The sequence below is a fragment of the Candidatus Berkiella cookevillensis genome, from assembly GCF_001431315.2.
In the GTDB taxonomy this organism is placed as follows: Bacteria; Pseudomonadota; Gammaproteobacteria; order Berkiellales; family Berkiellaceae; genus Berkiella_A; species Berkiella_A cookevillensis.
The window spans coordinates 1,782,846-1,808,400 of sequence record NZ_LKHV02000001.1 but is presented as its reverse complement, the minus strand read 5'-3'; the positions used below and the strand labels follow the sequence as shown (position 1 = coordinate 1,808,400).

Here is a 25,555-nt window from a genome sequence, read left to right as displayed (position 1 = left end):
ATTCCTGTAAACCATAAAAAGCCAAGATGGCTATTGCTGTTTATGAAAAAATATAATATCGTAAATCGATATATGATATAAACATTTGGTATTTCACATGGGAATGAAACAACCAGTGCATCCTGGACAAGTACTTGTGAGTAATTTTCTTGAAGCAAATGGGATTACGCAAACAGCATTTGCTTTGCATTTGGGATGGACTTATGCTCGACTCAATGAAATCATTAATGCAAAGCGGGGGGTAACCGCTGATTCAGCCTTGTCTTTTAGTGAAGCTATCCCAGGAACAACACCAGAATATTGGCTTGATTTGCAAAGAGATTGGGATTTATGGCATGCAAAATTGACACATGTGATTGTAAAACCATTAGCAGATTTTGAGAAATGATAGCTAACTTTAACGAATATGGAATCATTGCTTCTATCTTGGTATGGCTAAGCAGTGGTTTTTTGCCATTTTTATTTCAAAATCTTAAAAATACAAAAATATTTTTTATTCCTACTTTTATATCCAGTCTATTGATTGTTTATTTTGCGAGTTTCTTGTTAAGTCAAGAAACGTGTGAAACTCTTATTCTGCCGCTTGGGCTTCTGGATTTTCCGTTTTTGATTCGCATTGATAGCCTTTCAAGTTTTTTCTTAATTATTTTGGGGCTTTCATCGGCTGGAATTTCCTTGCATGCCTCATCTTATTTTAGAGATATCAAAGGACGGCCTTTTCAAACGACCTTTGTTTTTTATCATTTGTTTTTGGTTGGAATGGCGTGGGTTTTTATAGCCAATGATGGCTATAGCTTTCTGATTGCATGGGAGTTAATGGCTTTAACTTCTTATTTTCTTGTCACCGTAAATCATCATTCTTTAGAATCTAGAAGGGCAGGGTTTATTTATCTTCTGATTTCTCATATTGGTGCTCTAGCGCTCTTATTAGCCTTGGGCGTGGCACAGCATGGAATGGGTAATTTCTCTTTTGATTTACTACGACAGGTTACGCTAGCGCCTCTTTGGAAAATGCTCGCTTTGCTGCTTGCCTTTTTAGGTTTTGCTTTTAAAGCTGGATTGGTGCCATTTCATGTATGGCTCCCGGAAGCACATCCCGCTGCGCCATCACCCATTTCTGCCATTATGAGTGGCGTCATGGTAAAAACAGCCATTTATGGTTTTATTAGATTTGCTTTTGATATTTTGGGTGGAAATTTTCCCTCTTGGGTTGGGCTAATATTGCTCATTATTGGTTTATTCTCAGCTTTTTACGCTGTTATTTATGCAATTGCACAAACAGATATGAAACGACTTTTAGCCTTTTCAACCATAGAAAATATGGGGCTTATTTTTGCGATAACGGGTTTAAGTCTTAGCTTTTCATCCATGAATAATAGTGATCTGAGTGCTTTAGCACTTGTCGCTGTTTTATATCATTGTCTCAGTCACGCCTTTTTTAAAAGTTTGCTTTTTTTATCAACGGGAAATGTTTTACACGCAACTGGAGAGCGAAATCTTGGCAAGTTAGGTGGATTGATACGGTTTATGCCTTGGGTAGCAATACTCAGCTTAATTGGCGTGATTGGAATGGCAGGTTTGCCACCGCTCAATGGCTTTGTGTCAGAATGGCTGATGCTTCAATCTTTTTTGTCCTTTGCAGAGCTTTCTGAAAATTATTTAAGGCTCATTATGCCACTTTGTGCAGCACTCTTTATATTAGTCGCTGGATTAGCGGGGTATATGTCTGTCAAATTTTTTGGTGTGATCTTTTTGGGTCAACCTCGAGAGAAAAAACTTAATAGTGCTACAGATGCATTATTAACAGAGAAAATTGCACTTTCCTATTTTGCATTTTCATGTTTTATGTTGGGTATTTTTCCAAGCTTTTTCATCTCAGTCTTAAAGCCGATAGCTTATTTTATTTTAAAACAGAAAGATTCTTTAGAAATATTTCCCAATGAAGCGCTTACCCTTGTTCCCATATCAATTGAGAAAGCCAGCTATAATCCGCTGTTGTATTTAATTTTCATTCTTGGTGTAACGTTGGTGCTATTTACAATGGTGCGCTTTATTTATCATCGTAACACGCGTCGTATTGAGCCTTGGCGTTGCGGTTTGACAACATTAACGCCTCGTATGCAAGATACTGCTGAAGGCTTTGGACAACCCTTGAAAAATGTATTTGGCCAATTCATGAAAATATCTCAAAATCATTTTAATGCTTTTGATGATAAGCCAAAATATATTTCCGTTATTCATGATTTATTGTGGGAGCAACTCTATATCCCTATTATAAAGATAGTAGAAAAAAGTTCTCGGCTTATCGCAAAGATTCAGCAAGGTAAAATAAATATTTACTTAACATACAATGTGGTCGCATTAATTATTTTATTGGTAATCGTAAGATGGAAATCGTATTAGTCGTTTTTCAAGCACTATTTGTTTTAATGATATCTCCACTTGTTATGGGATGGTTAAACAATTGCCGTTTGTGGTTGCAAAATAAAAGTGCGCCAGGCATTTTTCAACCGTACAGAAATTTACGAAAATTATTTCAAAAAGAAACTTTGGTTGCCCATCATGCATCTATTATTTATCGAGTAACACCCTATATTCAAATAGGGTGTATGGTCTTTGCCGCGATGCTTATTCCCATTTTTTCTGTAAATTTATTTGCTTCGAACGCAGCAGATCTCATTGCTTTAGCAGGATTGTTTGGATTTGCAAGATTTTTTCTTGCGCTTGCAGGAATGGATATTGGCACGTCTTTTGGAAATTTAGGCTCAAGGCGAGAAATGTTTGTCTCATTTCTAGCAGAGCCTTGTTTGCTCATGATATTTTTTGGTGTATCGCTTCTTGCTAATTCTACCTCTTTGAGTACTGTATCAACCTATCTCATTACGCATCCCTTGCAGATTTATCCAAGTCTTGTCTTTATGTTTTTTGCTTTTTTGATTGTGATGCTTGCAGAAAATTCACGTTTGCCTGTTGATAATCCATCAACACACTTAGAGCTTACCATGATTCATGAGGCGATGATTTTAGAGTATTCTGGACGTCATTTAGCGCTTATTCAATGGTCTTGTGATCTTAAATTTGTGATTTATAGTCTGATTGGCATATCAATATTTATGCCTTGGGGTATACCCATTGCTATTACACCCTTAAGTTTTTTCATCGGCCTTATCTCTTGTGTCATAAAGTTATTTTTGGGCGCTACTTTTATTGTCTGTCTTGAAAGTACAATGGCTAAATTAAGAATTTTTAGAGTAACAGAATTTCTATCTATAGGCTTTCTGCTTGCTGTTTTAGGTATCCTCCTTCATTTGTTATTAACACTGAGGGTTTCGTAATGGCTTTGACAGAACAACTCATTAATCTTTCATCCAGTTTTATTCTTTTAATTACCTTTGCTTTTCTTTTTCAGAGAAAAATTTGTAATCAAATATACTTGTTGAGCTGGCAAGGGTTTTTTTCAGCATGTTGTATGTTTTTTATTGCACTTTCAACCAAAGAAAACGCAATGATTTATTCATGCGTGATTACCGTTATTCTAAAAGTATTTCTTCTGCCTTATATTATCTATAGAGTGATTAACAAACTTGGCCTCATTAATGAAATTGAAATAAATTACAATATCCCAACCATCTTGCTGGTGGGGATTGGCTTAGTTATCATTAGTTTCACGCTCTCTTTTCCCATCGGCGAAAATGCAGAAAGATTGACGCGTTCAACACTTGGAATTGCCTTATCTTGCGTTCTTATTTCCTTAATGATGATTATCATCAGAAAAAAAGCTATTACTCAAGCGATTGCCTTTATATCTTTAGAAACGAGTTTGCTCTTTACTTCTACTTGTACAAGCAAAGGAATGCCTTTTGCGATTGAGCTGGGAATTGCATTTGATGTGTTGATTGGAACTATTATTTTTGGTGTATTTTTTCTCCATATTCGACAATCATTTGATAGCCTTGATATCCATCATTTGGAAAATCTTAAAGAAAAATAAAATGCTTATATTAATAATTTTAATGATTCCTTTTTTGAGTGGCATTCTTTTGGGAATGATAGGCCACAAGCGTTATGCTGAGTTGTTTAATATAGCATCGTCATTTTTAACAACATTATTTTCGATGTTGCTCTTATACAAGATAAATAAAAATGGCTCGATGATGGCTTTGGGACAATGGTTCTATGTTGACTCATTTAATATTTCTATCGTTTTTTTGACCGCATTTATAGGATTTACCACCGCATTATTTAGTCGCTGCTATATGAAGAATGAAGTGGCGCATAGAAACTTATCTCCGAAGAGATTGCAGCTCTATCATAGTATGTATCAAATCTTTATCGGTACAATGCTGTTATCATTAATGACAAATAATTTAGGTATATTATGGGTGGCAATGGAAGGGGCTACCTTGTCAACAGTACTCTTAATCAGCCTTTATAGAACACGTGAATCTATTGAGGCTGCATGGAAATATTTTATTCTCTGTAGTGTTGGTATTTCCCAAGCTTTGCTTGGCACAATACTTATCTACTTTGCTGCTGAAAAAGTATTGGGTAGTGGCAGTGATGCTTTGTTTTGGACCTCTTTAAATGCCATTAAAAGTCAAATTGATCCCAATATCAGTTCAATTGCTTTTGTATTTATATTGATAGGTTATGGCACTAAATGTGGATTAGTGCCTCTTCATAATTGGCTGCCAGATGCACATGCAGAGGGGCCAACGCCGATATCTGCTATATTATCAGGTCTTTTATTAAATGTTGCGCTTTATGCGATTATGAGATGTAAAATTTTAATTGAGCCGTCTATTGGTAATGCCTTTCCAAGTTATGCGCTTATGGCATTTGGTTTATTAAGCATTATTGTTGCAGCATTTATACTTCTGCGACAAACGGACATCAAAAGATTGTATAGTTATTCTTCAATAGAGCACATGGGTTTGATTACTTTTGCTTATGGAATGGGTACACCTATTGCTAATTTTGCTGCTTTATTGCATATGACGATGCATTCATTAACCAAATCAGCCATTTTTATGGCAGTTGGTCACGCTGCACAAAAAGCAGGCAGTCAAAAAATTAAACATATTCAAGGGCTTATTGAGCAAAGCCCTTTGATAGGATGGAGTTTAATGCTGGGGAGTCTTGCTATCTTAGGAATGCCTCCCTTTGGTGTCTTTACAAGTAAATTTTTAATTATCACAACCACGATGAATGAACAGCCGTGGGCTGCGCCGCTTATTTTGATTTCATTGGCGGTGGCGTTTGCTGCTATTTTTTCTAAAGTGCAAGGCATGGTTTTTGGCATATCTAAAGTTAAAGAACTTAAGTTTAGACCTTCACTCATACCATTTTTTATTCATATTTTTATTGTGATTGTATTAGGTGTTTATATGCCTGATTTTATAAAAGATTGGTATTATCAGACGGCAAAACAATTACTATCCCTTTGAACCCTATCATGAGAGTATATTAAGCGTATGAATTTTAGTGGCATAGAATTTCAGCGGGTTTCAAAAGATTTTCAAATATACAAAGCAATTGTATCAAACGATCATATCAAAAATATTTATCTTCATTTAATTGAGGCCGGTGCTAAGCTGTTGTGTCTATGGGGTGAAGACAATGGAGAGATTGTTGATAGATATTACTTAAATATAACATTTTATTTAAATGAAAATTTACTTATTTTGAAATTGCATCTTGATTCACACAATCCACATTATCAAGATTTAACACCTATTTTTCCGAGTGCAAATCGTATGCAACGTGCTGTTTTTGATTTACTTGGTATAAAAGCAATGCAGACAAAAGATGAGAGATCTTGGCTTTCTCATCATAAATGGCCTACCAATTATTTTCCATTACAGAAAGAAGATTCATCAGTGAAGGGTATAACAAAGTGTACTCGGCCTTATTCTTTCATGCGCGTTTCTGGACAGGGCGTTCATGAGATTCCAGTTGGGCCGATACATGCAGGCATCATAGAGCCTGGACATTTTCGTTTTCAAGTTGTTGGTGAGAAAATTTTGCGTCTTGAAGCACGATTAGGTTACAAGCATAAAGGAATAGAAAAGCGATTTGAAAAGCTTCATTTTTTTGAAGCAGCAAAGCTTGCTGGTAGAATCAGCGGTGATTCAACGGTGGCTTTTTCTTGGGCATATGCAATGGCAATTGAAACAGTTTCTGATATTTTACCACCCAAACGTGCACTATGGATAAGAGCATTGTTGCTTGAACGTGAAAGAATGATGAATCATTTGGGTGATATTGGTGCTTTAATAAATGATACAGGTTTTGCTTTTGGTTTGGCACATTTTTCAAGATTAAAAGAAGATATGTTGCGTATCAATGATCTGATTTTTGGACATCGATACCTTATGGATTTGATTATACCAGGTGGTGTCCAATCCGATCTCAATGATGAAGCTTTGGATCAAATCAGAGATGAGTTGGCTATTATTAAAAATGAAATTCAAGAATTAAAGAAGATCATTGATCAACATGGTGGTGTACAAGATAGATTTAATGGGACAGGTATTCTAAATAAAAGCCAAGCGGAAGATTTAGAGGTTTTGGGTCTTTGTGCACGTGCGAGTGGTATTCATTGTGATCAGCGTGTTCATAATCCTACTTTTCCTTATACTGATTTAAAAGTAAATGAGATCATTAAATCACAAGGAGATGTTTGGGCACGTGCGGAGGTGCGATTTGGTGAGCTTTTTGAATCCATTCGTATTTTGAATCATATTTTGCATGAACTTAAAATTACAAAGGATATTATTGCGGTTAATATTCATGAGCTCCCTGCTAATAAAGAGGGGTATGGCTGGGTTGAAGGATTTCGAGGTGCGGTATTTATTGCCCTTAAAACAGGAAAAGATAATTTTCTCTCTCGCGTACATCCTCACGATCCATCGAGTTTGAATTGGCCGGCACTTGAGCTTGCTGTATTAGGCAACATTGTGGCTGATTTTCCTCTGATTAATAAATCATTTAATTTGAATTATGCTGGTCATGATTTGTGAGGCATTTGTATGATAAAAATTTTTCAAAAAACTTTTCGGGTAGGTATAAAAAGTAAGACGCTTCCAGAACTTCAAAATACTGACACAATACCTGTATTGCATCGGAAAATATTTAAAATATTTGGACGTTCTTTAGCGATCCGTCATGTTGATGCTGGCTCTTGTAATGGTTGTGAGCTTGAATTACAAGCGTTAAACAATCCATATCATAATATAGAAGGCTATGGGCTTCATTTTGTGGCAAGCCCTCGACATGCAGATATACTCTTGGTAACAGGGCCTGTTTCAGTCAACATGGAGCAAGCATTGAAAAAGGCGTATCAGGCAGTTCCTAACCCTAAATGGGTTGTGGCACTTGGCGACTGTGGCAGTTGCGGTGGAATTTTTGGCGAAAATTATGCCTGTCGTGGCGCAGTCAATAATGTTATTCCAGTGGATGCCACCATCAAAGGATGCCCTCCAAAACCAAATGAAATTTTGAAAGAAATTTTGAACATGATAATGCTTAAAGAGCCTAGCAGAGTCATCACATCACTAAAGCCATGATTCTGGTTCTGAGGTGAAAGAGCAAGAGAAATTTTTTTCTTTGTCTTTTACTGCTAGAACCCTTTCTGGTATATAAAATAAATCATTATATTTATAGTACGTGCAATCATAACAAGCTTGTTAACTAATATTGTTGCTAAGAATACAGTGAAATTCGAATTTACAGCTTAAATTATCAAGGTTTCTATTAAAACAGAAGCAAGAGCATGATGGCTTGTATTATAGCATTGAGTATGTTAGCCTCGTCTAATATTCTTTTTCTCATATAGCATTAATTGATATGAATTCTATAAGCATCAATAACTTTAAAAAAGCAGAAGCCTTTTCTGTTTTTAGTATTGCTGCTTTCATTTCTTTAGTGATTTTAGTCACATCTGCAGTCGGCCTATCGAGTGATATATCTGCGCCTCGTTAGGCCAGATCTCAGCCCAGATAATATAGTCTTCGCACATGATTTTTCGGGGGTGTTGTCTTCGCCCTCTCGCAATCCTCATGTACTAATATGGGAACGAAGGTTGCTCGAGGCTTGACGCCTACCCGACAGTGCCCCTTGCGGGTAAAACTCATGTGCTGTGACTATAATTGATCATAGTTTAAGCAAATAAATTGTTCGCAATTTTTTTGCGTATATTTATCTTTTAAATATGAATTTAAATATTCGTAGGAGTCTTATCATGCAAAATGGTCCTGAATTTAAGTCAGACTCAGATTCATTACAAGAGAAAAAAAGTATTTTGGGGTCTTCATTAGCGAGTGGTGGAATTGCAGGTGCTGTTGAGGTGCTTATTGATCATCCATTTTGGACTTTAAAAACACGCTACCAGGATGATCGTATTCCTCCAAAAGAGAAATTTACTTTCAATCCAAGCGTATTGTATCGTGGATGGCTTCCTAACATGTCCTCTACAATTCCGGTGACTGCGATGCAAGTAGGTACTGTGGCTGCGATTAGCACTTTTCGTCATGATGACCATAATCCGCCTACAGAGATGGAAAAGATCGCTTATAATGCAGTGGGTGGCGGATTCTCTGCAACCATAAGTGGCCCTACTGAACTTATCATGACTCAACAAACGCCAGAGCGCGGCTTTTTTGCTACGATGAAACATATATATGCGAATGAAGGTTTGAAAGGTTTTGGACGAGGGATGGCTGGCACTGCAATACGTGATGCAAAGTTTACAGTTGGCTATGGCTTTGCTGCCCCCTATATGAAAGAGCGATTTTCACAATTGATGTCTGAAGGACAAGCGAGTATGGCGGGTGGTGCCGTTGCAGGCGTTGCTGTCGGCGTGCTTTCACAACCTTGGGATACTTTGAAAACGGCACAGCAAACTGGATCCCCATTACCACTTTGGGCACTTGCAAAAGAGAAGCTCAGAAAAGAGGGGATTTCAGGTATGTACAAAGGCAGCGTTTGGCGAATGAGCCGAGTTGCTTCAGCGGTGATGATTATGGGCGAAGTTAATCAGCGTGTAAGTAATTACTTAAAACCAAAAATTTAAGCAAAAGAACCGCAGGTTCTCTAAAGTTGAACATTCTGCAGTTTACTTTATAATTGCAGGTGGTTCTACTTTTTTTGATTCTATAAGGTATAGAGCATCCATATTTCAGTAAGAAAATGAACGAAGTGAATGGTTTTCTTCCCTTGATATCAAGGGAAGAAGCTCACGTTAGTGAGCAGATGGATTTTTTAAATTTTTACCTTGAAAATCTCCTGTCGTAAAGTGCCTCTCTTTGAATAGCAACGAGAACATTACCTGGGACAGCCACGTATATAAGCTTATTGGTTACAGATATCATTTTCTACTGAATAATCCACTCGACTACAAACCATGCCGAGTGATTCAATCACTCCTTTTGCGCCAGATACATTATTTGAAAAAATATCTACAGCCTCATCAATTGAACCAGTCAGTATCAATCCTCTAGCTGAAGTTTGAGTTGTTAGTATTAAATCATAGGCAAGTTCAGACCATGAAGGGGCAGTATGATGGCAGGTAAAGCTTACTTTAATGCCCTTAAGTTTTTTGTAATCTGAATACTCAATTTCACTGGTTGGCTTGATATTCTCATTCTGTTTGAGAAATTCTTTAACGATTTTGATTGCTTTATTCTTATCAGAAGAATGTAAAAATAAATTCTATCGAGATATTCTAGTTAATCCCATCTTTTTCTCCTAAAAATGAAGGGATTAAAGCATTCAGAGAGATTACTGTCAAACTAGGCCTAATTATTTTGTCTTGGTTGTAGTAGTTATGCGCTATCAAAGGGCTTAAGTTAATTTTAAATATAATTCTTGATGTCATAGCAAAGCCAAAATATCTGTATTCGGCAAAAAGCTCGCAAAATTTTTTTAAGAAAGAGGGTAATAACAGAATTAAGGAGGTAATATGCGGGTGATGTTACTCCCTTTCTTATTCACATTACCTTCATTAGCAGGATCTCTGTTTAAAATATTATAAAAATCAATATATTAATTAAAATTTTGAGCAAAAGTACAGCACCAAATACCCTGTAAAAATGTGTGGGTGCAAGATTATTATTTGATAAGTGGTGTATACAACGTATACATCATGGTATATATTTATCATATATACAACGTATACATCATGGTATATATTTATCATATATACAACGTATACATAGGTAATTTTATGGAATCTGCACGTAAGAGTCCGCAAAATAAAAAACTGGCTCAAAAAAAGGTCGTTAACTTAAAATATCCGGTTAAACATCTCGCTCTTTTAGATAAAGCTGTCAAGCTGCGTCCACATTCTGACCGAACTAGCTACATCATCGATGCTGTAACCCGGGCGGTTGAGAATGATCTTCTTAATAGGCAAGATTTCTTTTTAAGCGATAAAGATTTTGATGCATTTAAAAAAATGTTAGATGCTCCACCAAAAGAAATACCCGCATTAAAAGCTTTGTTTAAAGAGAAAGCGCCGTGGGAAAAATAAGTGCACCGAAGTTAATTTCAGAAGAACATGAGCTAAGTGATTTTGATTGCGGTAATGATGTTTTAAATATTTGGCTTAAGACTAGAGCCTTAGACAATCAAAACAAGTTCTCTACCACTAGAGTTGTTTGTATCAATAAAACAGTGATTGCTTACTACTCTTTAGTGTATGGCAGTGTTAATCGTGATGAAATGACAAGAAGTTTTAAGCAAAATGCACCAGAAAGAATACCTGTTATGATTCTAGGTAGACTCGCTGTTGATTTAAAGTGGCAAGAAAAAGGTATTGGCAAACATCTTTTAAAAGAAGCTTTGATTAAAACAATGGAAGCATCTAGAATCGCTGCTGTACGTGGGTTGCTTGTCCACGCCATAGATGACAAGGCAAAAGCTTATTATCAAGCTTATGGGTTTTTGGAGAATAAAATAGAACTAACGCTTTTTCTTCCTTTGGAGAGTATCAAGCATCAACTTTGATTTAAAACATTACGAGATAAGAATTTGTGAGACCCATAAAACGGAGAAAGTCACTATGACTAAAGGCACTAAAAGACCTTCTTTGGCACAGTTCAAGGCAGACGCACTTGAAGAGCCAACATTTAAAAAGGTTGCATGAGTACGCTCATGTATTAGGTTTTAATTTAGAGGTTAAGCTTGTTTGTAATCGACAGCAATAAACGTTTTTTATTTATCACTGTTACCCCATAGGGTAATGTCGGAACTAGTAAAAAAGATGAAAATGGCGCGCTCGGAGAGACTCGAACTCCCGACCACCTGGTTCGAAGCTCGTATTATATAAATCATCTATTTGATATTTAACACTATTTTGTGGTTCGCTCATTGCAAAGTTGCGGCACTTTTCCCTACAAAGCAGAACTGATCCCGGCAAAAGTCCGTCATGCTCTATTTATTATCTAAGTAACCATAAGCTCTCGACCCAAACCATATGAATTACCATATTAGTAGGTGGAGCTATGGGGGGTAATGACTTGAATGTATGCATACTACAAAACCATCTTAGAAAGCTAAGTGAATAGGCTGCAATTCGAACTATGATTTAAGAGAACAACAGTTGGCCTAAAGAATGAAAAAAATCTTTTGTTGGTTTCTTATTCATATTTTATAGATATAATGTACTAAACAACTTTTTTATGCTTTCCTGAAAAAATATATGAAAACAAAACCTTATAACTTGTTAGATTCATATCATGCTTATGCTACTGATATATGGCTCGCACGAGAAAAAGCTAAATTAATTCATTCGACCAAGGATATTAAAAGTTCGGGCAATGAAGTTGAAATATGTGCAAGAAATGTGTTGAGTAAAATACTTCCTAAAAGATTTTATGTCGGGCATGGTCATATCATTGATGTGAAAAGAAACATTTCTCGGCAATTTGATATTATTATATCTGATGCTGATAATGTACCTGTTTTATTTAAAGCAGAAGATGGCACAGAATATATCCCATTTGAATCAGTATATGCTGTAGGAGAAATTAGGTCTACTTTTAATAATCCAAAAGAAATTAATGATTTTTCCGAACATATAAAATCATTAAATGAAGAGTTTTATAGAGAAAAAACCAAACCAAATGAATTCAATGATTTTGCATTAGATGGCTCAAATATTACCACTAGCGATAAAAGACCCTACAAGAATCCACTTTTTAAATTTATGCTTTTTGTTGACGGCAACAGTATTGAAAATAAAATTGAAGAGTTAAGTATTTTCGTCCAAGCTGAACAAAAAAATCTCCCCAATGTCACTTGTTTTCTAAATAAAGGAGTGATTTTAAATTGGCGTCTAGAAGATATTCCTCCGCAAATAAAAGCAATAAATGCTATACCTGAATTTAGCACGAGAAAAAAATTATGGTGCTTTAGAAAACCAGGTGATGCGAATAAGATACTTGGTGGAAATCTCTCGGCATTGCTCTTGGTTCTAATGAATCATTTGCAAAATTGCACATTAAAAAAACCTAACTTACTTGATTATTTTTCTGAATATATATTTTTTGAAAAGAATGCTGTCGCAATTGGTAAGGAGAGAACGAGCTAAGTCCTCACTTAAAGTTTTAAGTTTGTATAAAATTTATAAAAAAATGTCACATGAGAGCCTGTTTTGAGCCTGGTTCTTATCAACTCTGCAATATCAAAATAAACGCTAATGGTGGTGGTTCGATATGGGTGGATATAAATAAAAGGAGGCTATTTTTAAAATAAATAGAACCCGATTGCAATATAGCTTACTATCAATGCTATGCCTTTTAAAGTTAAAAAAAGATATGGGAAAATATCTAGTCTGGGGCTTTTGGGTATTGAGTCAAGTTGTTGTGCTTCGCACTTCTTGGCAAGTCGATAATGAACCAGTGCACCGGAGGCATACTGAAGACAATCTGAAATAAAATAGACTACTGCGAAAATTATTGCCCAAACTAATGGCGTAAGAGTTAATATTTCAATATTTTGAGGTTTTAGAACCCAGCACACCGCTATGGATGCAAAAGCTAATTGCCGAGTGGTTGTAGAAAATTCTTTTGTATATGCTACGTGAGAATTCCAAATGTCTGCTAGTTTCATAATTAAATTCTGCCTTTTGGTCCTTTCGTTTGATCTTTTGCGGTTACCATAGGTCCAGGATTTTCTGTATCATTATTTCTTTTCTTATCCGGGGCTTTTGCTTTTTCAAAAATTAATGTTTGGGATCTTTGCAATGGTTCTTCGTTGGGGGTTTTAGATACTGCATTAATCGAGTTAATAATAAACTTTGCCTTATCAATTGAGAAGGCTGTGTGTGTTGATATTACAGAGATATCAACATATTTTTTCTTTTTAAAATGTGACTCTATAATATTTAAAATAAATTTTACATCTTCAACAGTGCAATTGGCAGATTTAGCAATTCTATCTATCTCAGTGCTAGAGAAGTCGCGAATTGCTATCTTGATCATCCCTGGCTTTTTTTCATGTGACATGCTTGTAGCTCTGTAATTATTCAAATGTTCTGTTTTAGAGAATTTTTATAATTATAGCAGAGTTGATCTGATCCCCTGACTGTGGACACCTAATTTGATAAACTAAATATCAGTTAGGAGACGTGTATGTCCAAGTATAAGAAGTATGATAAGTCATTTAAGCAAAGAGCAGTGCAGCTAGCACTGACCTCCGAACAACCCACCTCAAAGACAGCGAAAGATCTCGGCATTCTTGAGTCAACGCTTTATAACTGGATATCCAAGGCTAAAAAAGACAAAAATATCCCTGAGGTCAAGGATGAAACTCCTGATTTAAAGCAACTTCATGAAGAACTGTTGAAGCTACGCAAGGAAAATGAACGCCTAAGGGATACCTGCGACATTTTAAAAAAGGCTACAGCCTACTTCGCGAACGACCCGAAGAAAGATTCAAATTCATAGAGAAAGAACGTCATCATTATGATGTTGTTTTGCTCTGCGAATGTATGCAGGTCTCCCGAAGTGGGTATTATGCTTGGAAAAACCGACCAGTCGAACCTGAGTGTAATGACACTTTTATAAAAGAGAGGATGAACGCTATCTTTTTGCTGAGTCGATGTTGCTATGGCTTCAGACGCATGCAGAAAGCACTTAAAAACGAAGGTATCGATTGTAATCATAAAAAGGTAAGCCGTTTAATGAAAGAATTAAAGCTGTTCCCCAAAGTAAAGAGAAAATTCAAAGCCACAACCAACTCAAACCACAAGCTGCCAATCGAGCCAAATCGGTTAGAGCGCAAATTCTTTGCGATAAAGCCGAATATTGCCTGGGTTGGCGATATTACCTATATTTGGACTGAACAAGGTTGGCTTTATTTAGCGACAGTCATCGACCTGTGCTCACGAAAGGTCAAAGGCTGGGCCATGGGTGAGCGCATAACAGCTGACTTGGCTGTTTCTGCGTTAGAGATGGCACTAAAACAAGTTGATTGTTCTAAGGCTCTTCTATTCCATTCTGATAGAGGTGTTCAATATGCTTCCCACGCTTTTAAAGAAGTTATTAAAAATAATGGAATGGTTCACAGTATGAGTCGTAAGGCTGATTGTTGGGATAACGCCGTTGCTGAAAGCTTCTTTGGCACTTTAAAGCAAGAGCTTGTCTATCACTGCAAATTTAAAACACGTGATGAGGCAAAATTAGCTATTTTTGATTACATCGAAGTGTTCTATAATCGTATCCGTTTGCACTCAACGCTGGACTATCAAACACCTGATAGTGTAGAAAGAGCCGTATTAGCTGCGTAGTTCGGTGTCCACTGAATGGGGGGCAGGTCAAGTCAACATATTTCTTGTGTAAATAATTCTATAGTTAGAGCGTGTATGTTCTCTAAATGCTGCGTCAAAAACGAAAAGAAGAATTTTCCGTAGCTGCTAATACAGATCGAATTAAAATATTGCGACTAAAATGATCGATTATTATATTCTATCTTTCAAAAATGATATTTTAAGATTTTACAACTTGTATTTTTTATATGCGTTGAAAACTGAATTGGATAATCTATTGTAATCGTCTCAGCATATTTATTTGTTTGAATATTCATTAATTGACTTAATTCATCTTTGAACGCTGGTTCTAGATTATCGTACCATTTTGGATTAATTACTATATTGTCATTATTATATAAAATATAAGTTAATATATAATTCAAAAAATCATTTTTATTTTTGCTAAATTCAAAGAAAGGATTTAAAAAATTTTTATGAAGATTATTTTGAGTAGACATCATGAATCCTATGATAAATAAAGATTCCTGTTCTAGTGGAATTAAATTGTAAATAAACCCTTGTTGCCCGTGATCTTCATGTTGAATTTTTTCTCCTAATACATTATGTAAAGGGAAAAAAAATACCAGTTGCAGCGATTGGAAGCCTTTCAAAGCCTATGACGATATAGCCTAAGCCTCTTTCTTTTTTTTGTGTTCTTTTATGTTTTAGAAATGTGTTGTATAAGTTTTTGTGAGTATTTGACCTGCCCCCCATTCAGTGGACACCGAACTACGCAGCTAATACGGCTCTTTCTACACTATCAGGTGTTTGATAGTCCAGCGTTGAGTGCAAACGGATACGATTATAGAACACTTCGATGTAATCAAAAATAGCTAATTTTGCCTCATCACGTGTTTTAAATTTGCAGTGATAGACAAGCTCTTGCTTTAAAGTGCCAAAGAAGCTTTCAGCAACGGCGTTATCCCAACAATCAGCCTTACGACTCATACTGTGAACCATTCCATTATTTTTAATAACTTCTTTAAAAGCGTGGGAAGCATATTGAACACCTCTATCAGAATGGAATAGAAGAGCCTTAGAACAATCAACTTGTTTTAGTGCCATCTCTAACGCAGAAACAGCCAAGTCAGCTGTTATGCGCTCACCCATGGCCCAGCCTTTGACCTTTCGTGAGCACAGGTCGATGACTGTCGCTAAATAAAGCCAACCTTGTTCAGTCCAAATATAGGTAATATCGCCAACCCAGGCAATATTCGGCTTTATCGCAAAGAATTTGCGCTCTAACCGATTTGGCTCGATTGGCAGCTTGTGGTTTGAGTTGGTTGTGGCTTTGAATTTTCTCTTTACTTTGGGGAACAGCTTTAATTCTTTCATTAAACGGCTTACCTTTTTATGATTACAATCGATACCTTCGTTTTTAAGTGCTTTCTGCATGCGTCTGAAGCCATAGCAACATCGACTCAGCAAAAAGATAGCGTTCATCCTCTCTTTTATAAAAGTGTCATTACACTCAGGTTCGACTGGTCGGTTTTTCCAAGCATAATACCCACTTCGGGAGACCTGCATACATTCGCAGAGCAAAACAACATCATAATGATGACGTTCTTTCTCTATGAATTTGAATCTTTCTTCGGGTCGTTCGCGAAGTAGGCTGTAGCCTTTTTTAAAATGTCGCAGGTATCCCTTAGGCGTTCATTTTCCTTGCGTAGCTTCAACAGTTCTTCATGAAGTTGCTTTAAATCAGGAGTTTCATCCTTGACCTCAGGGATATTTTTGTCTTTTTTAGCCTTGGATATCCAGTTATAAAGCGTTGACTCAAGAATGCCGAGATCTTTCGCTGTCTTTGAGGTGGGTTGTTCGGAGGTCAGTGCTAGCTGCACTGCTCTTTGCTTAAATGACTTATCATACTTCTTATACTTGGACATACACGTCTCCTAACTGATATTTAGTTTATCAAATTAGGTGTCCACAGTCAGGGGATCAGATCAATTTGCTTCTTTGCGTGCATGAAGCAAATTATTTTCATACATACTTGAATCTAAATAGCCTGTTTTGTTCATAAAGCCAAACTCGGAAGTTTTTAATAGGCGCATAAAATTTATATTGTTTTTTTATAAAAATATTCTCTGCATAACGTTCGAAATGAAATGTCATAGATCTGTTGACGAGATGGTACTAATGAATGATTTTCAAATGAAGTAAATAATTTCTTATCATGATTAGCACAAAATCCTGTAAAAATTGATGCTTTGCTAATAGCTCCCAATTTGTAAGCAATCAAATTTTTATTATTAAATCTAGAAGCTTTGGTTAAATAAACCTTTTTCTCATCATCACATATAAATTTTAAATATTTTTTACTAATAGTATGGGCTTTAATAATATCACCTGAACAGGCAGCCTTGTGTTGTGCCATACAAAACTTTATATTTTGATAAAATTTATTAATTAGATAATCAGGATCATTCAAGCATCTATTTTTTTCTTCTTCTGTAAGGTGCATGTAGTGGTCAAGTAAATTTGGCCATGCATTAAGAGGGTATTTACCCAGCAGCTTGTTCGCATGCCACTGGAGTTAAATAGTCATTCACGTAGACATACTCCAGCCAACAACTCTACGAGCATAAAGATCTAGCACAACAGCAAGGTATAACCACCTCGTACCCGCCCATATAAAGGTTATGTCACCACACCATACTTGATTTGGCTGCTTAACCTTAAGCTCTCGCTTCAGCTCATTAGCTGCGATTAAAGCAGACTGTCCACTTGCTTTATACTTATGTTTACGAGCTTGTTTGCTTACAATACCAGCCTCTTTCATTAAGAATCGACCTACAAATACTCCTTCCACCTTTAACTGCGCTGATATTGTCCTTGAGCCAGCTGAGCATCGACTTTTAGCATGAATATCAATGACCTTTGCTTTTAATTCCTCTCTCTCTGTGCAGTTAGAACTCACTTTTTCTTTTTTCTGGTAATTATAACGACTACGACTAATGCCAAAAATAGTACATAACTCAACAACCGTATATTGCTCTCTTAAAGTGTCAATTAGCTTTACTGATTCAATGACTCGGACATTAAGAGAGCTGTAGCCTTTTTTAGAATTTCCTTTTCACGCTCGATTTTTCTAATTTTAGCCTCAAGTTCTTGTATACGGCGTTGCTCAGATGTTATAGCTTTCCCTTTTGTCGGGGGTACACCTTGACGCTCTTTCTTTAACTGACTGACCCATCGTTCCATTGTCGATAGCCCTATGCCTACTGTATTTGCCGCCTCTTTGGCCGTATAACCTTCATCTAGCACTAAACTGGCTGATTCGTTCCTAAACTCAGGCGTAAATGCTCTTCGTCCCATTTTGGATACCTCATTTTTCGTTATGGCATTTTACCATCTTTATGCGTGTCCAAAATCATTAGACCACTACAGCATTACTTTCTCCAGAAATCGTTTTGGCTCAATTATAACTTGATTTTGTGGTTCGCTCATTGCAAATTTGCTGTACTTTTCTTGACAAAGCAGCACTGATCCCTGCAAAAGTCTGTCACACCTTTACATTAATATTTAGGAAATTTAATTAACAACCGATATAGCTAGTCAAGGTAATTAAAAAATAATAATTCGTATGTCATGTGCTGAGATTTTTTTGAAGGCATTTCTAGTATAACTTCAATTTTACTTGTAATTATGGCCTATTGTGGTTTGAAAACGTAGGAAATACAATAAAGGGAACAGAACAGTATAAAGCCCTCTTAGATATTAAGAAGATTATTTTTGCTTTTCGTGATGTATATCAAGAGATTAGAGCTATACAGATGCATCCTGGGCATTCTATTTGCATAAAGATCAAAGAGCTTTTTATGAAGAAATTAAAAAATTATTAGAATCTTATGAGGCAGTAATTAAAAGTACCCAATACTACAACTTGCTCCAAGATAAGCGGAACACTCTTTTGGAAGAACAGATTGAAACAATGCAAATATATGCTACTAATTTAATATATTCTTGTTCATAAGATTATAAGTATGGTTTTTCAGGGATATGGAATCAGGCTATTATAGATGCTGTAAATACTGTAATGGATCAAGGGCTATTCGAAGAAATCGGCATCGGTGACATTTTACGCATGACAGATTTGGTTCAAGATAGTCTTAATGAATTTACACCATCTGAGCTAAGGGCGGTGGTTGATAAGTGCAAGGTGCTAAATCCAGATTTTTTCGGTATGAGAAAGAGGGTTCTCAGTACAGCATCACAGAGAGTTTAGCACGCTTGGAGAAGAACCGCTTGCCTTGATAGAAAGGGGGCATTCCAATTTATTCAATTACCCTTGGCAGATTTATATGACATATATGCGGCTAACAATGGAATGATCACAATAAAGACTAATGACCCTACACACATAACTATAAAATATGTATTAGTACCAATAATAGAATTAATGCCTATTAAAGAGCCTATAAAAAATAAAAGCACACTTATATAAAAACAAATATTGGAAAATAGACCTGTGTGAATTTGTTCTTTAAATGGCGTTGAGCGAGTTTTTATATTCTCTCTGTGATTATGAACTTCATCCATCCATATTCTATAATCATTCACTGTTAGATATCTTGATAATGCCAACAGCACTAATGAAAGATAATAGAATGTAAGAATAAGATCTTTAACGCTACTTATTTTTTTAGCAACCTCATCCTGAAAGAAAAGTACCAGTCCTCCCAGAATTAAAAGCCCCATTAGGTTTTGAAATTTATCTAATGATGAGCAGCTATTTTCCCAAAAGGTTTGAACAATTTTTTCATGATAAGCGTCCAGTTTGTTCTGATTTTCGTTATTTGTAAACATATCAACCTTCTGTTTTATGAAAAATTATAATGTTGAATTAACTTTAACAGCAAATACCAGCCCCTTTTCGGCTTCTATCCGACAAGCAGAACAAGAGCTCTCTTCTCGTTTTAAGCAGATGGGCAGCACATCGGCAACACAGTCTAAACGAATCAGGAATGATTTCAATACATTGTCAGACAGCTCGCAGCGATTTGCTAATGGAATAAGAGATGTAGCCAGATAACTAGCAATATTGGCGGGCGCAGCTGCATGTATTGGATTGTTAGGGAAAAGCCTATTTGAAGTGGCGTATGTATAGCCAAAACCTCCGATAAGGTTGGTGTGAGTACTTCTTTCCTGCAAGAGTTTCGATTTGCTAGCACTCAAGCGGGGATTTCTACACAAAAACTTGAGAGCTCATTGATGCAATTTACTAAACGTATAGGTGAGGCCACTAATGGTACCGGTGCAGCTGCCTCTATTAATAAAGACTTAGGTATAGAATTGATTGCTGCAGATGGCAGTATACGCAGCACTGAGGCTGTGCTAAACGATGTTGCAGATGCTTTAGCAAGGATGGACAGTCAAGCAGAGCGTGCTGCCGCTGCGACAGCTCAGTTTGCTACTAAAAGATGGTGCCAAGGGTATTGAAGTTTATCGAGAGCACGCAAGATCGTTAGGCATTGTCATAGATGAGAGCTTATTGAGAAGCTCTGAAAAGACGCTTGACCAATTTGATTTGCTAGCCCAAGTCGTAAAGTCACAGTTAGTAGGAGCATTCGTTTCTATCGCACCGGCAGTTGTAAATTTTACACAAAGCATAATTAATGTCATACCAAACATTAAGCAATATTTATCAAGTCTACTTGAGTTCAAAGAAGCATTTATATTTATTGCTAAAGCTCTTTTGGGTATTAAATTAATAAGCTTTTCAAAATCACTTGTGGTCGCTTCTTTAGTTACAGCACAATTAGTAACGAATTTTACTTTGCTTGGCAAAGCCCTCAAGGGAATTGGTATAGGCTTAGCGATGGGTGTGGTTGTAGAGAGTATCTCTTTAGTCAAACAATATTTAGATTTGAAGAAAAGTGCACAAAATTATATTGAGTCATGACAGGTAATCATAAATAGCACGCGGTAGTTTTTTTGTGTTGTCCGAATGAGTATTGAAGAATTTCAGGGCTTAAGCAAAGTTGAGCGGTTATTCTACAAAGAGCGCCTAGAAGCAGTTCAGCAGTATTGGAGTGCTCGCCTTAACTTAGAATCAAGGAAAAATTTTCAAAGTAATACTGCTTTTGAGGCAGTTAGAGAAAATAGAATACTTTCAGAACATTTAAATTTTGTAAATGGCATTCTAATAAAGCGGACAGACATTGAGCGTAAAAATTCCAATCAATTCATTCAAATCAAGCAGGAAGAAACGTTTCGATTAAAGTCCAGCCTAATGGAGCAGCTTAAGGTTTATGATGAGGCAAATGGCAAGCTAAGCGCCTTGCAAGAAAAGCGTAAAACAATTGCTAAAGAATATCAGATTTTAATTAACAAAATTAATGCGCCTCCGAAGAGGGCTGATGATGAGCTAACGGTCTTAGATATATCTTCTGCTCAAGAAGATGCGAAAAGTGCGCTGAAGTCAGGGGATATAGAGAGAGCAACTCAATCTGCCAATAATGCCAAAAATATTATTGAATTCCTCTCTAAAACTGGTAATGTATCCAAATCCTATTTAATAGGCCAAGCTGAAGCAACTGCTGCGATTGCTGATAAAGTTGTGCAGGCAGAGATTCAAGCTCAAGAACAGAATATTGCCTCGATAGTAGATAAAATTACTCAAATAAAGGCAGATGCTGATTTATTAAAGCATTTGTCTGTGTCCTTTGATATAAATGATGCAATTCAATCAGCTGAAGAGCTGTGCAATCAAATTCAAGCTCAGTTATTGAATAATCCACTTAAGATTTCCGCGGTTGTAATCCCTGATGGTCAAAACATAGAAAGCAGAGCGCAAGAACTATTAAAGCCTCAACGGAAAGCACGTGGTGGGTTGATTATGGGCGAAGGAACTTCAACCAGCGATTCAATTTTAGCTAGGCTATCAAGTGGTGAGTTTGTTATCAGAGCCTCTGCCGTTAAACGCTATGGCCTTGGCTTATTGAATCAAATTAATCAATTACAACTCCCTAAGTTTGCTCGTGGTGGCTTAGTGCCACCTAGAGTTCCCATAATGAATAACTCAATTTATTCAAACAATAATAGTACAGCAACACTCACGCTTAATTTGGTTTCCCATAACTACAATATTCAGACTCAGAATATTGATGTGGTGCAAGCTTTGACTAAGGCGGTTGCTAGGGAGGCATTGAAGAGCGGTAGAAGAGTTTAATGTTCAGCTTTTAACTGTTTTAAAAATTGGGATTCGTTGGGCGCGCCCTTTCAAAAAATGGCCTATCATAATGGATGATTGGCGCAAACATGGTGCAGAGGCTCTCCATTCAGTTAGGATCGGAAATCCCGCAACCTATTTGAATGTTTCTGCTAGTTTGTTAGGTAAAGATGAACAGGTTGAAGTTAATATAAATCACAAAGAGCCCACTGACGGCTTGATGTCTGTTGAGGAAAATATTAAATCAATTTTGGATGAAATTGATAAGGACTTAAGTATCAAATGATTTATTAGAAACTTAATTTAACATCCTAATATGTCTCAAACTTTAACTGCCAATAAAGTCAGTGTATGGTTGGTCTTCAATATCTCAATCTTTTAGCCGATAAAAGAACACCACTATATTTTTTGAATTAACAATATATGCCTAGTTCCACAGCTAAAAATAGTCCATTTTCACTATATGATTTTTTAGGTTATTTAATACCAGGCATTTATTTCTGTGCATTAATTTTCTTTATTGATTACAAGTATGTAGGTATTGAAAGCTCATATTCAATTTGTAGTTTTTTTTATTTAGATAAATTTTTTATGAAATGTGAGCAATTAGAGTTCCTACTTTTAGTATCTCCTTTTCTATTAGTCATATTTTATATTATTGGACACGTAATATCTGTATTATCTAATATTATAATTGAAGAATTGCCTTATTTTGCTCGGTTAAGAAAAACATTCAACTATATTTTATATACGCAAAATGATTTAAATGAACAAGAAATGAACGTAAGTCATTCAAATGTTAAGCACTGTGACTATGTGAAAGAAAACGATGAATTTATTAAACAGCATGGTTGTATAAGAAGTGTTATTAATTTTATATTTTGGGCAATTCCAATTTTACCTGCTTTAAAGATCCAACAACTCTTATTTTCTCCTCCAATTACCAAAGATGATGTTATTGACGGAATTAGAGAGGAAAATAATTTTCATCGCGTTCAACCAATTGCAATGCACGTGGAGGCAAGGAGAAAGATAAAATTTATAATGGCATGTCTATTTCCTGATATGAGTTTGGATGAATCAAAACCAAATGAGCTTAGTAAATTCTTTCATTTTATTTATCATTTTGTTTTGGAAAATACTCATTCTCATTACGACCGTATTCATAATTATGTCGCTCTTTACGGTTTTATGAGAAATATGCTGATGGCATCAGTCTTACATTTCTTTTATGCTCTTTTAATTTTTATTATGACTTGGGTGTTTTGTTCATTTTTCCCAGGGCTGTTATTTATACTCATTTTATTCTCCTTTCTAAATGGGGTTTTTGCATATGGATACTTAAAGTACGCAAGAAGATACACTGAGGAATTAATTTTCCTATGTTGCATTTTAAAAGTTAATCAAGAAAATGATATATAAGAACAAGAGTTGTTTGTTATTTTTGATATGGGGTAATAATGAGTAACAACTATATAAGTTACATAAAAAAACATCAAGAATATTTTTTTAGTACAGATGATGTGGATGTAACTGTTTTGCGAGGTCAATTATTACTTGAGGAGTTTTTGACTAAAATAATTTCACAGTTTGTGTTTAATTCAAGGTTTATTACCAGTTCAAAATTAACATTTAGCCAAAAAACACATATTGCTAGAGCAATATCTCTTGATGAGTGTGAAAATAGCATGTGGACTATGATATCGTCGATAAACCAACTTAGAAACGAGCTTGTTCATAAATTGCCATCAGAAAACTCAGATCTAAAATTAAAAAAACTACAACAGTTATATGAAAAAGAGGCCGATGGTTCTGAATTTAAAATGGTATTCATTGAGCACGGTCAATTGAGAGGAATACAGTTTAGTGTAGTAATGTGCATTGGTTTTCTAAGTTCTTTTTTAGAAGAAGTTTATCGGGTTAGAAATATGGTAAACGAATTGGATAAAATATCTAATCCACATAGATACAAAGATCGAAAAAATGAGGAAAAATAAATTCATAGAGAGTCCAAGAAATATGAGACCACATGTTGTTCTATTAGGTGCTGGCTGTAGTGGTCTAATGATTTTGGACACGCATAAAGATGGTAAAATGCCATAACGAAAAATGAGGTATCCAAAATGGGGCGAAGAGCATTTACGCCTGAGTTTAGGAACGAATCAGCCAGTTTAGTGCTAGATGATGGTTATATGGCCAAAGAGGCGGCCAATACAGTAGGCATAGGGCATCGACAATGGAACGATGGGGCAGTCAGTTAAAGAAAGAGCGTCAAGGTGTACCCCCGACAAAAGGGAAAGCTATAACATCTGAGCAACGCCGTATACAAGAACTTGAGGCTAAAATTAGAAAAATCGAGCGTGAAAAGGAAATTCTAAAAAAGGCTACAGCTCTCTCGCACAAATATGTGTGGCTACGCAGATAACCAAGCATTACGGAATAAATGGATAGAGCGCAGAGGATGCTGTTCTTGACATCAAGGTGCTTGCGGTTGCTGTTATGGAAGATTAGTGTGTTGTGATAGTACTTTTGTTCAAGTTGTCGTTGTTAGATGCATATTTCCTTAAGAGGTAGAAATGCTAAATATATCACTAGCTTTAATTTTTATGCTTATTCTTATACCGTTTTCTGCAAACGCATATGATCAGTCTCGGGCAAAAAATAATTTTTCCTATGAGCTTGCTGAATGTTCAGTTTATTTTTTGCTGATTTCAGAAGCAGCTTCTCGGAAAAAAAAAACTCAAGAAGGTGATGAATTATCAATTAGATATCGGGATGCAGGAGAGGCCTTATTAGAGGGGGCTATAAGCTTTTCGCATCCAGAAACTGCTGTAGCAAGAGCAGAATTATTAATGAAAGAAATGATTGCTGATATAGATAATAATTTTGAGAATATTTCGATATTAATGAATAAATATATGAGTCAATGTGAGCAAATCTATGAAAAATCCGAAGAGAGATTGCAGTATTGGCTGGATCAGTAATTATGCGGAGGTTAAACTAATTGGCTCAAAGAGACACTTTAACCGAGATGTATTAAGTTATTTATGTGAAAATGCTATAAAAATTAGGGTAAAAATATTCCCTGCCAATCTTATTTTATTTTTGTCTGATTTTATAATTAAGAAAGTCATAAAGGCTTCTTCTACCATAGTTCTAAATTACGCATCAAGCACTCTTTCATACATGAGGTAAAATATGGGTCAATTGGTCTGTATTGTGCATATGTTAAATGGACTTTATTTTATCAACGCTTTCCAGATATCTTAAAAAACCAACAGGCTGCTTGATATCCAAAGTGCTACCCATGTTTCAAGAACGGATCAGATGAAAAGAAAGGCTCGGGGACTTCTAACTACTTGGTTCGAAGTTATTTTTTTTAAAATTAATCTGTCGATTTTTACAATAATTATGTTACGGGGACCCGTTGCGAAATGCTGTATTTGCATAATTGTGTAGAACTGAATCTGGCTTTTTTTAAGAAAGAGGGTAATAACAGAATTAAGGAGGTAATATGCGGGTGGTGTTACTCCCTTAGCACACCACCAAATACCCTGTAAAAACGTGTG

General features: G+C 35.9%; 32 protein-coding genes. 23 read left to right on the top strand and 9 right to left on the bottom strand.

Features of this window, described 5'->3' with window-relative positions; all coding sequences use genetic code 11:
- Positions 1 to 97: 97 nt before the first annotated feature.
- The 12 genes from CC99x_RS07895 (at position 98) to CC99x_RS07840 (ending at position 12,592) form a co-directional block, all read left to right on the top strand.
- Complete coding sequence (locus tag CC99x_RS07895) at positions 98 to 388, top strand: HigA family addiction module antitoxin (RefSeq protein ID WP_057623794.1); 291 nt, start codon at positions 98 to 100, stop codon at positions 386 to 388.
- Entirely contained in the window at positions 385 to 2,403 is a 2,019-nt protein-coding gene (gene hyfB / locus CC99x_RS07890; protein WP_057623792.1) for a hydrogenase 4 subunit B, read from the top strand. Before CC99x_RS07895 ends, hyfB begins: the two co-directional genes overlap by 4 nt.
- Positions 2,388 to 3,335, top strand: coding sequence for a respiratory chain complex I subunit 1 family protein (locus CC99x_RS07885; protein WP_057623790.1), 948 nt, complete (start codon positions 2,388 to 2,390; stop codon positions 3,333 to 3,335). Before hyfB ends, CC99x_RS07885 begins: the two co-directional genes overlap by 16 nt.
- On the top strand, positions 3,335 to 3,991 hold the full coding sequence (locus CC99x_RS07880; protein WP_057623789.1) for a hypothetical protein: 657 nt from the start codon (positions 3,335 to 3,337) through the stop codon (positions 3,989 to 3,991). Before CC99x_RS07885 ends, CC99x_RS07880 begins: the two co-directional genes overlap by 1 nt.
- A 1-nt stretch (position 3,992) precedes the next feature.
- Positions 3,993 to 5,447, top strand: coding sequence for a hydrogenase 4 subunit F (locus CC99x_RS07875; protein WP_057623787.1), 1,455 nt, complete (start codon positions 3,993 to 3,995; stop codon positions 5,445 to 5,447).
- Positions 5,448 to 5,474: 27 nt separating this feature from the next.
- Entirely contained in the window at positions 5,475 to 7,022 is a 1,548-nt protein-coding gene (locus CC99x_RS07870) for a hydrogenase large subunit (RefSeq protein WP_057623785.1), read from the top strand.
- Positions 7,023 to 7,031: 9 nt separating this feature from the next.
- Positions 7,032 to 7,568 carry an NADH-quinone oxidoreductase subunit B family protein gene (locus CC99x_RS07865; RefSeq protein ID WP_057623783.1) on the top strand — a complete coding sequence of 179 codons (537 nt, stop codon included), beginning with the start codon at positions 7,032 to 7,034 and terminating at the stop codon, positions 7,566 to 7,568.
- A 280-nt stretch (positions 7,569 to 7,848) separates the two neighbouring features.
- The gene (locus CC99x_RS07860; RefSeq protein ID WP_259596644.1) at positions 7,849 to 7,983 is read left to right on the top strand and encodes a hypothetical protein; all 135 of its coding nucleotides are present in this window, start codon (positions 7,849 to 7,851) and stop codon (positions 7,981 to 7,983) included.
- Positions 7,984 to 8,242: 259 nt separating this feature from the next.
- Positions 8,243 to 9,073, top strand: coding sequence for an MC/SLC25 family protein (locus tag CC99x_RS07855; protein ID WP_057623781.1), 831 nt, complete (start codon positions 8,243 to 8,245; stop codon positions 9,071 to 9,073).
- Positions 9,074 to 10,225: 1,152 nt separating this feature from the next.
- Positions 10,226 to 10,531, top strand: coding sequence for a type II toxin-antitoxin system TacA family antitoxin (locus tag CC99x_RS07850; RefSeq protein WP_057623779.1), 306 nt, complete (start codon positions 10,226 to 10,228; stop codon positions 10,529 to 10,531).
- A complete protein-coding gene (locus CC99x_RS07845; RefSeq protein ID WP_057625650.1) occupies positions 10,519 to 11,007 on the top strand; it encodes a GNAT family N-acetyltransferase in 489 nt (162 codons plus the stop codon). The genes CC99x_RS07850 and CC99x_RS07845 overlap by 13 nt, the downstream gene beginning before the upstream one ends.
- A 694-nt stretch (positions 11,008 to 11,701) precedes the next feature.
- Positions 11,702 to 12,592 (top strand): DUF6602 domain-containing protein, encoded by an 891-nt coding sequence (locus CC99x_RS07840; RefSeq protein ID WP_057625651.1) that lies wholly within the window; start codon positions 11,702 to 11,704, stop codon positions 12,590 to 12,592.
- A 155-nt stretch (positions 12,593 to 12,747) separates the two neighbouring features.
- Here the strand turns inward: CC99x_RS07840 and CC99x_RS07835 are convergent, their stop codons facing one another.
- Entirely contained in the window at positions 12,748 to 13,113 is a 366-nt protein-coding gene (locus CC99x_RS07835) for a hypothetical protein (RefSeq protein WP_057625652.1), read from the bottom strand.
- A 2-nt stretch (positions 13,114 to 13,115) separates the two neighbouring features.
- A complete protein-coding gene (locus tag CC99x_RS07830) occupies positions 13,116 to 13,508 on the bottom strand; it encodes a hypothetical protein (protein WP_057625653.1) in 393 nt (130 codons plus the stop codon).
- A gap of 126 nt (positions 13,509 to 13,634) precedes the next feature.
- Between CC99x_RS07830 and CC99x_RS07825 the strand changes: the two genes are divergently transcribed.
- Both CC99x_RS07825 and CC99x_RS07820 read left to right on the top strand, forming a co-directional pair.
- A complete protein-coding gene (locus CC99x_RS07825) occupies positions 13,635 to 13,949 on the top strand; it encodes a transposase (protein ID WP_259596534.1) in 315 nt (104 codons plus the stop codon).
- Positions 13,883 to 14,791 carry an IS3 family transposase gene (locus tag CC99x_RS07820; RefSeq protein ID WP_305790524.1) on the top strand — a complete coding sequence of 303 codons (909 nt, stop codon included), beginning with the start codon at positions 13,883 to 13,885 and terminating at the stop codon, positions 14,789 to 14,791. Before CC99x_RS07825 ends, CC99x_RS07820 begins: the two co-directional genes overlap by 67 nt.
- A gap of 185 nt (positions 14,792 to 14,976) precedes the next feature.
- On the opposite strand, the gene CC99x_RS07815 is transcribed toward CC99x_RS07820, so the two are convergent.
- From CC99x_RS07815 to CC99x_RS07785, 7 genes are all read right to left on the bottom strand, one after another.
- Positions 14,977 to 15,423, bottom strand: a complete 447-nt coding sequence (locus tag CC99x_RS07815; RefSeq protein ID WP_057625656.1) for a hypothetical protein — start codon at positions 15,421 to 15,423, stop codon at positions 14,977 to 14,979.
- Positions 15,424 to 15,541: 118 nt separating this feature from the next.
- Positions 15,542 to 16,387 carry an IS3 family transposase gene (locus CC99x_RS07810; protein WP_259596692.1) on the bottom strand — a complete coding sequence of 282 codons (846 nt, stop codon included), beginning with the start codon at positions 16,385 to 16,387 and terminating at the stop codon, positions 15,542 to 15,544.
- Complete coding sequence (locus tag CC99x_RS07805) at positions 16,384 to 16,698, bottom strand: transposase (protein WP_259596534.1); 315 nt, start codon at positions 16,696 to 16,698, stop codon at positions 16,384 to 16,386. The genes CC99x_RS07810 and CC99x_RS07805 overlap by 4 nt, the downstream gene beginning before the upstream one ends.
- Before the next feature lie 173 nt (positions 16,699 to 16,871).
- The gene (locus tag CC99x_RS07800) at positions 16,872 to 17,276 is read right to left on the bottom strand and encodes a hypothetical protein (RefSeq protein WP_057625622.1); all 405 of its coding nucleotides are present in this window, start codon (positions 17,274 to 17,276) and stop codon (positions 16,872 to 16,874) included.
- A gap of 84 nt (positions 17,277 to 17,360) precedes the next feature.
- Positions 17,361 to 17,732: a DDE-type integrase/transposase/recombinase gene (locus CC99x_RS12990; RefSeq protein WP_141651949.1), complete on the bottom strand. Its 372-nt coding sequence runs from the start codon at positions 17,730 to 17,732 to the stop codon at positions 17,361 to 17,363.
- 98 nt (positions 17,733 to 17,830) lie between these two features.
- Positions 17,831 to 18,130, bottom strand: a complete 300-nt coding sequence (locus CC99x_RS07790) for an IS3 family transposase (RefSeq protein WP_057625624.1) — start codon at positions 18,128 to 18,130, stop codon at positions 17,831 to 17,833.
- 963 nt (positions 18,131 to 19,093) lie between these two features.
- Positions 19,094 to 19,621 (bottom strand): hypothetical protein, encoded by a 528-nt coding sequence (locus CC99x_RS07785; protein WP_057625627.1) that lies wholly within the window; start codon positions 19,619 to 19,621, stop codon positions 19,094 to 19,096.
- A 16-nt stretch (positions 19,622 to 19,637) separates the two neighbouring features.
- Here CC99x_RS07785 and CC99x_RS07780 point away from each other — a divergent pair, with 16 nt between their 5' ends.
- The 9 genes from CC99x_RS07780 (at position 19,638) to CC99x_RS07740 (ending at position 24,970) form a co-directional block, all read left to right on the top strand.
- On the top strand, positions 19,638 to 19,847 hold the full coding sequence (locus CC99x_RS07780; protein ID WP_057625628.1) for a hypothetical protein: 210 nt from the start codon (positions 19,638 to 19,640) through the stop codon (positions 19,845 to 19,847).
- A gap of 98 nt (positions 19,848 to 19,945) precedes the next feature.
- Positions 19,946 to 20,254: a hypothetical protein gene (locus tag CC99x_RS07775; protein WP_057625629.1), complete on the top strand. Its 309-nt coding sequence runs from the start codon at positions 19,946 to 19,948 to the stop codon at positions 20,252 to 20,254.
- 52 nt (positions 20,255 to 20,306) lie between these two features.
- On the top strand, positions 20,307 to 20,717 hold the full coding sequence (locus CC99x_RS07770) for a hypothetical protein (RefSeq protein ID WP_141651950.1): 411 nt from the start codon (positions 20,307 to 20,309) through the stop codon (positions 20,715 to 20,717).
- A gap of 45 nt (positions 20,718 to 20,762) precedes the next feature.
- A complete protein-coding gene (locus tag CC99x_RS07765) occupies positions 20,763 to 21,986 on the top strand; it encodes a hypothetical protein (protein WP_057625631.1) in 1,224 nt (407 codons plus the stop codon).
- A gap of 70 nt (positions 21,987 to 22,056) precedes the next feature.
- Complete coding sequence (locus CC99x_RS07760; RefSeq protein WP_057625632.1) at positions 22,057 to 22,272, top strand: hypothetical protein; 216 nt, start codon at positions 22,057 to 22,059, stop codon at positions 22,270 to 22,272.
- A 137-nt stretch (positions 22,273 to 22,409) separates the two neighbouring features.
- Positions 22,410 to 23,408 carry a hypothetical protein gene (locus CC99x_RS07755; RefSeq protein ID WP_057625633.1) on the top strand — a complete coding sequence of 333 codons (999 nt, stop codon included), beginning with the start codon at positions 22,410 to 22,412 and terminating at the stop codon, positions 23,406 to 23,408.
- A gap of 38 nt (positions 23,409 to 23,446) precedes the next feature.
- On the top strand, positions 23,447 to 23,983 hold the full coding sequence (locus CC99x_RS07750) for a hypothetical protein (RefSeq protein WP_057625634.1): 537 nt from the start codon (positions 23,447 to 23,449) through the stop codon (positions 23,981 to 23,983).
- A 126-nt stretch (positions 23,984 to 24,109) separates the two neighbouring features.
- Complete coding sequence (locus CC99x_RS07745) at positions 24,110 to 24,247, top strand: transposase (RefSeq protein ID WP_141651951.1); 138 nt, start codon at positions 24,110 to 24,112, stop codon at positions 24,245 to 24,247.
- A 315-nt stretch (positions 24,248 to 24,562) separates the two neighbouring features.
- Positions 24,563 to 24,970: a hypothetical protein gene (locus CC99x_RS07740; protein WP_057625635.1), complete on the top strand. Its 408-nt coding sequence runs from the start codon at positions 24,563 to 24,565 to the stop codon at positions 24,968 to 24,970.
- The last annotated feature ends 585 nt before the right edge of the window (positions 24,971 to 25,555 follow it).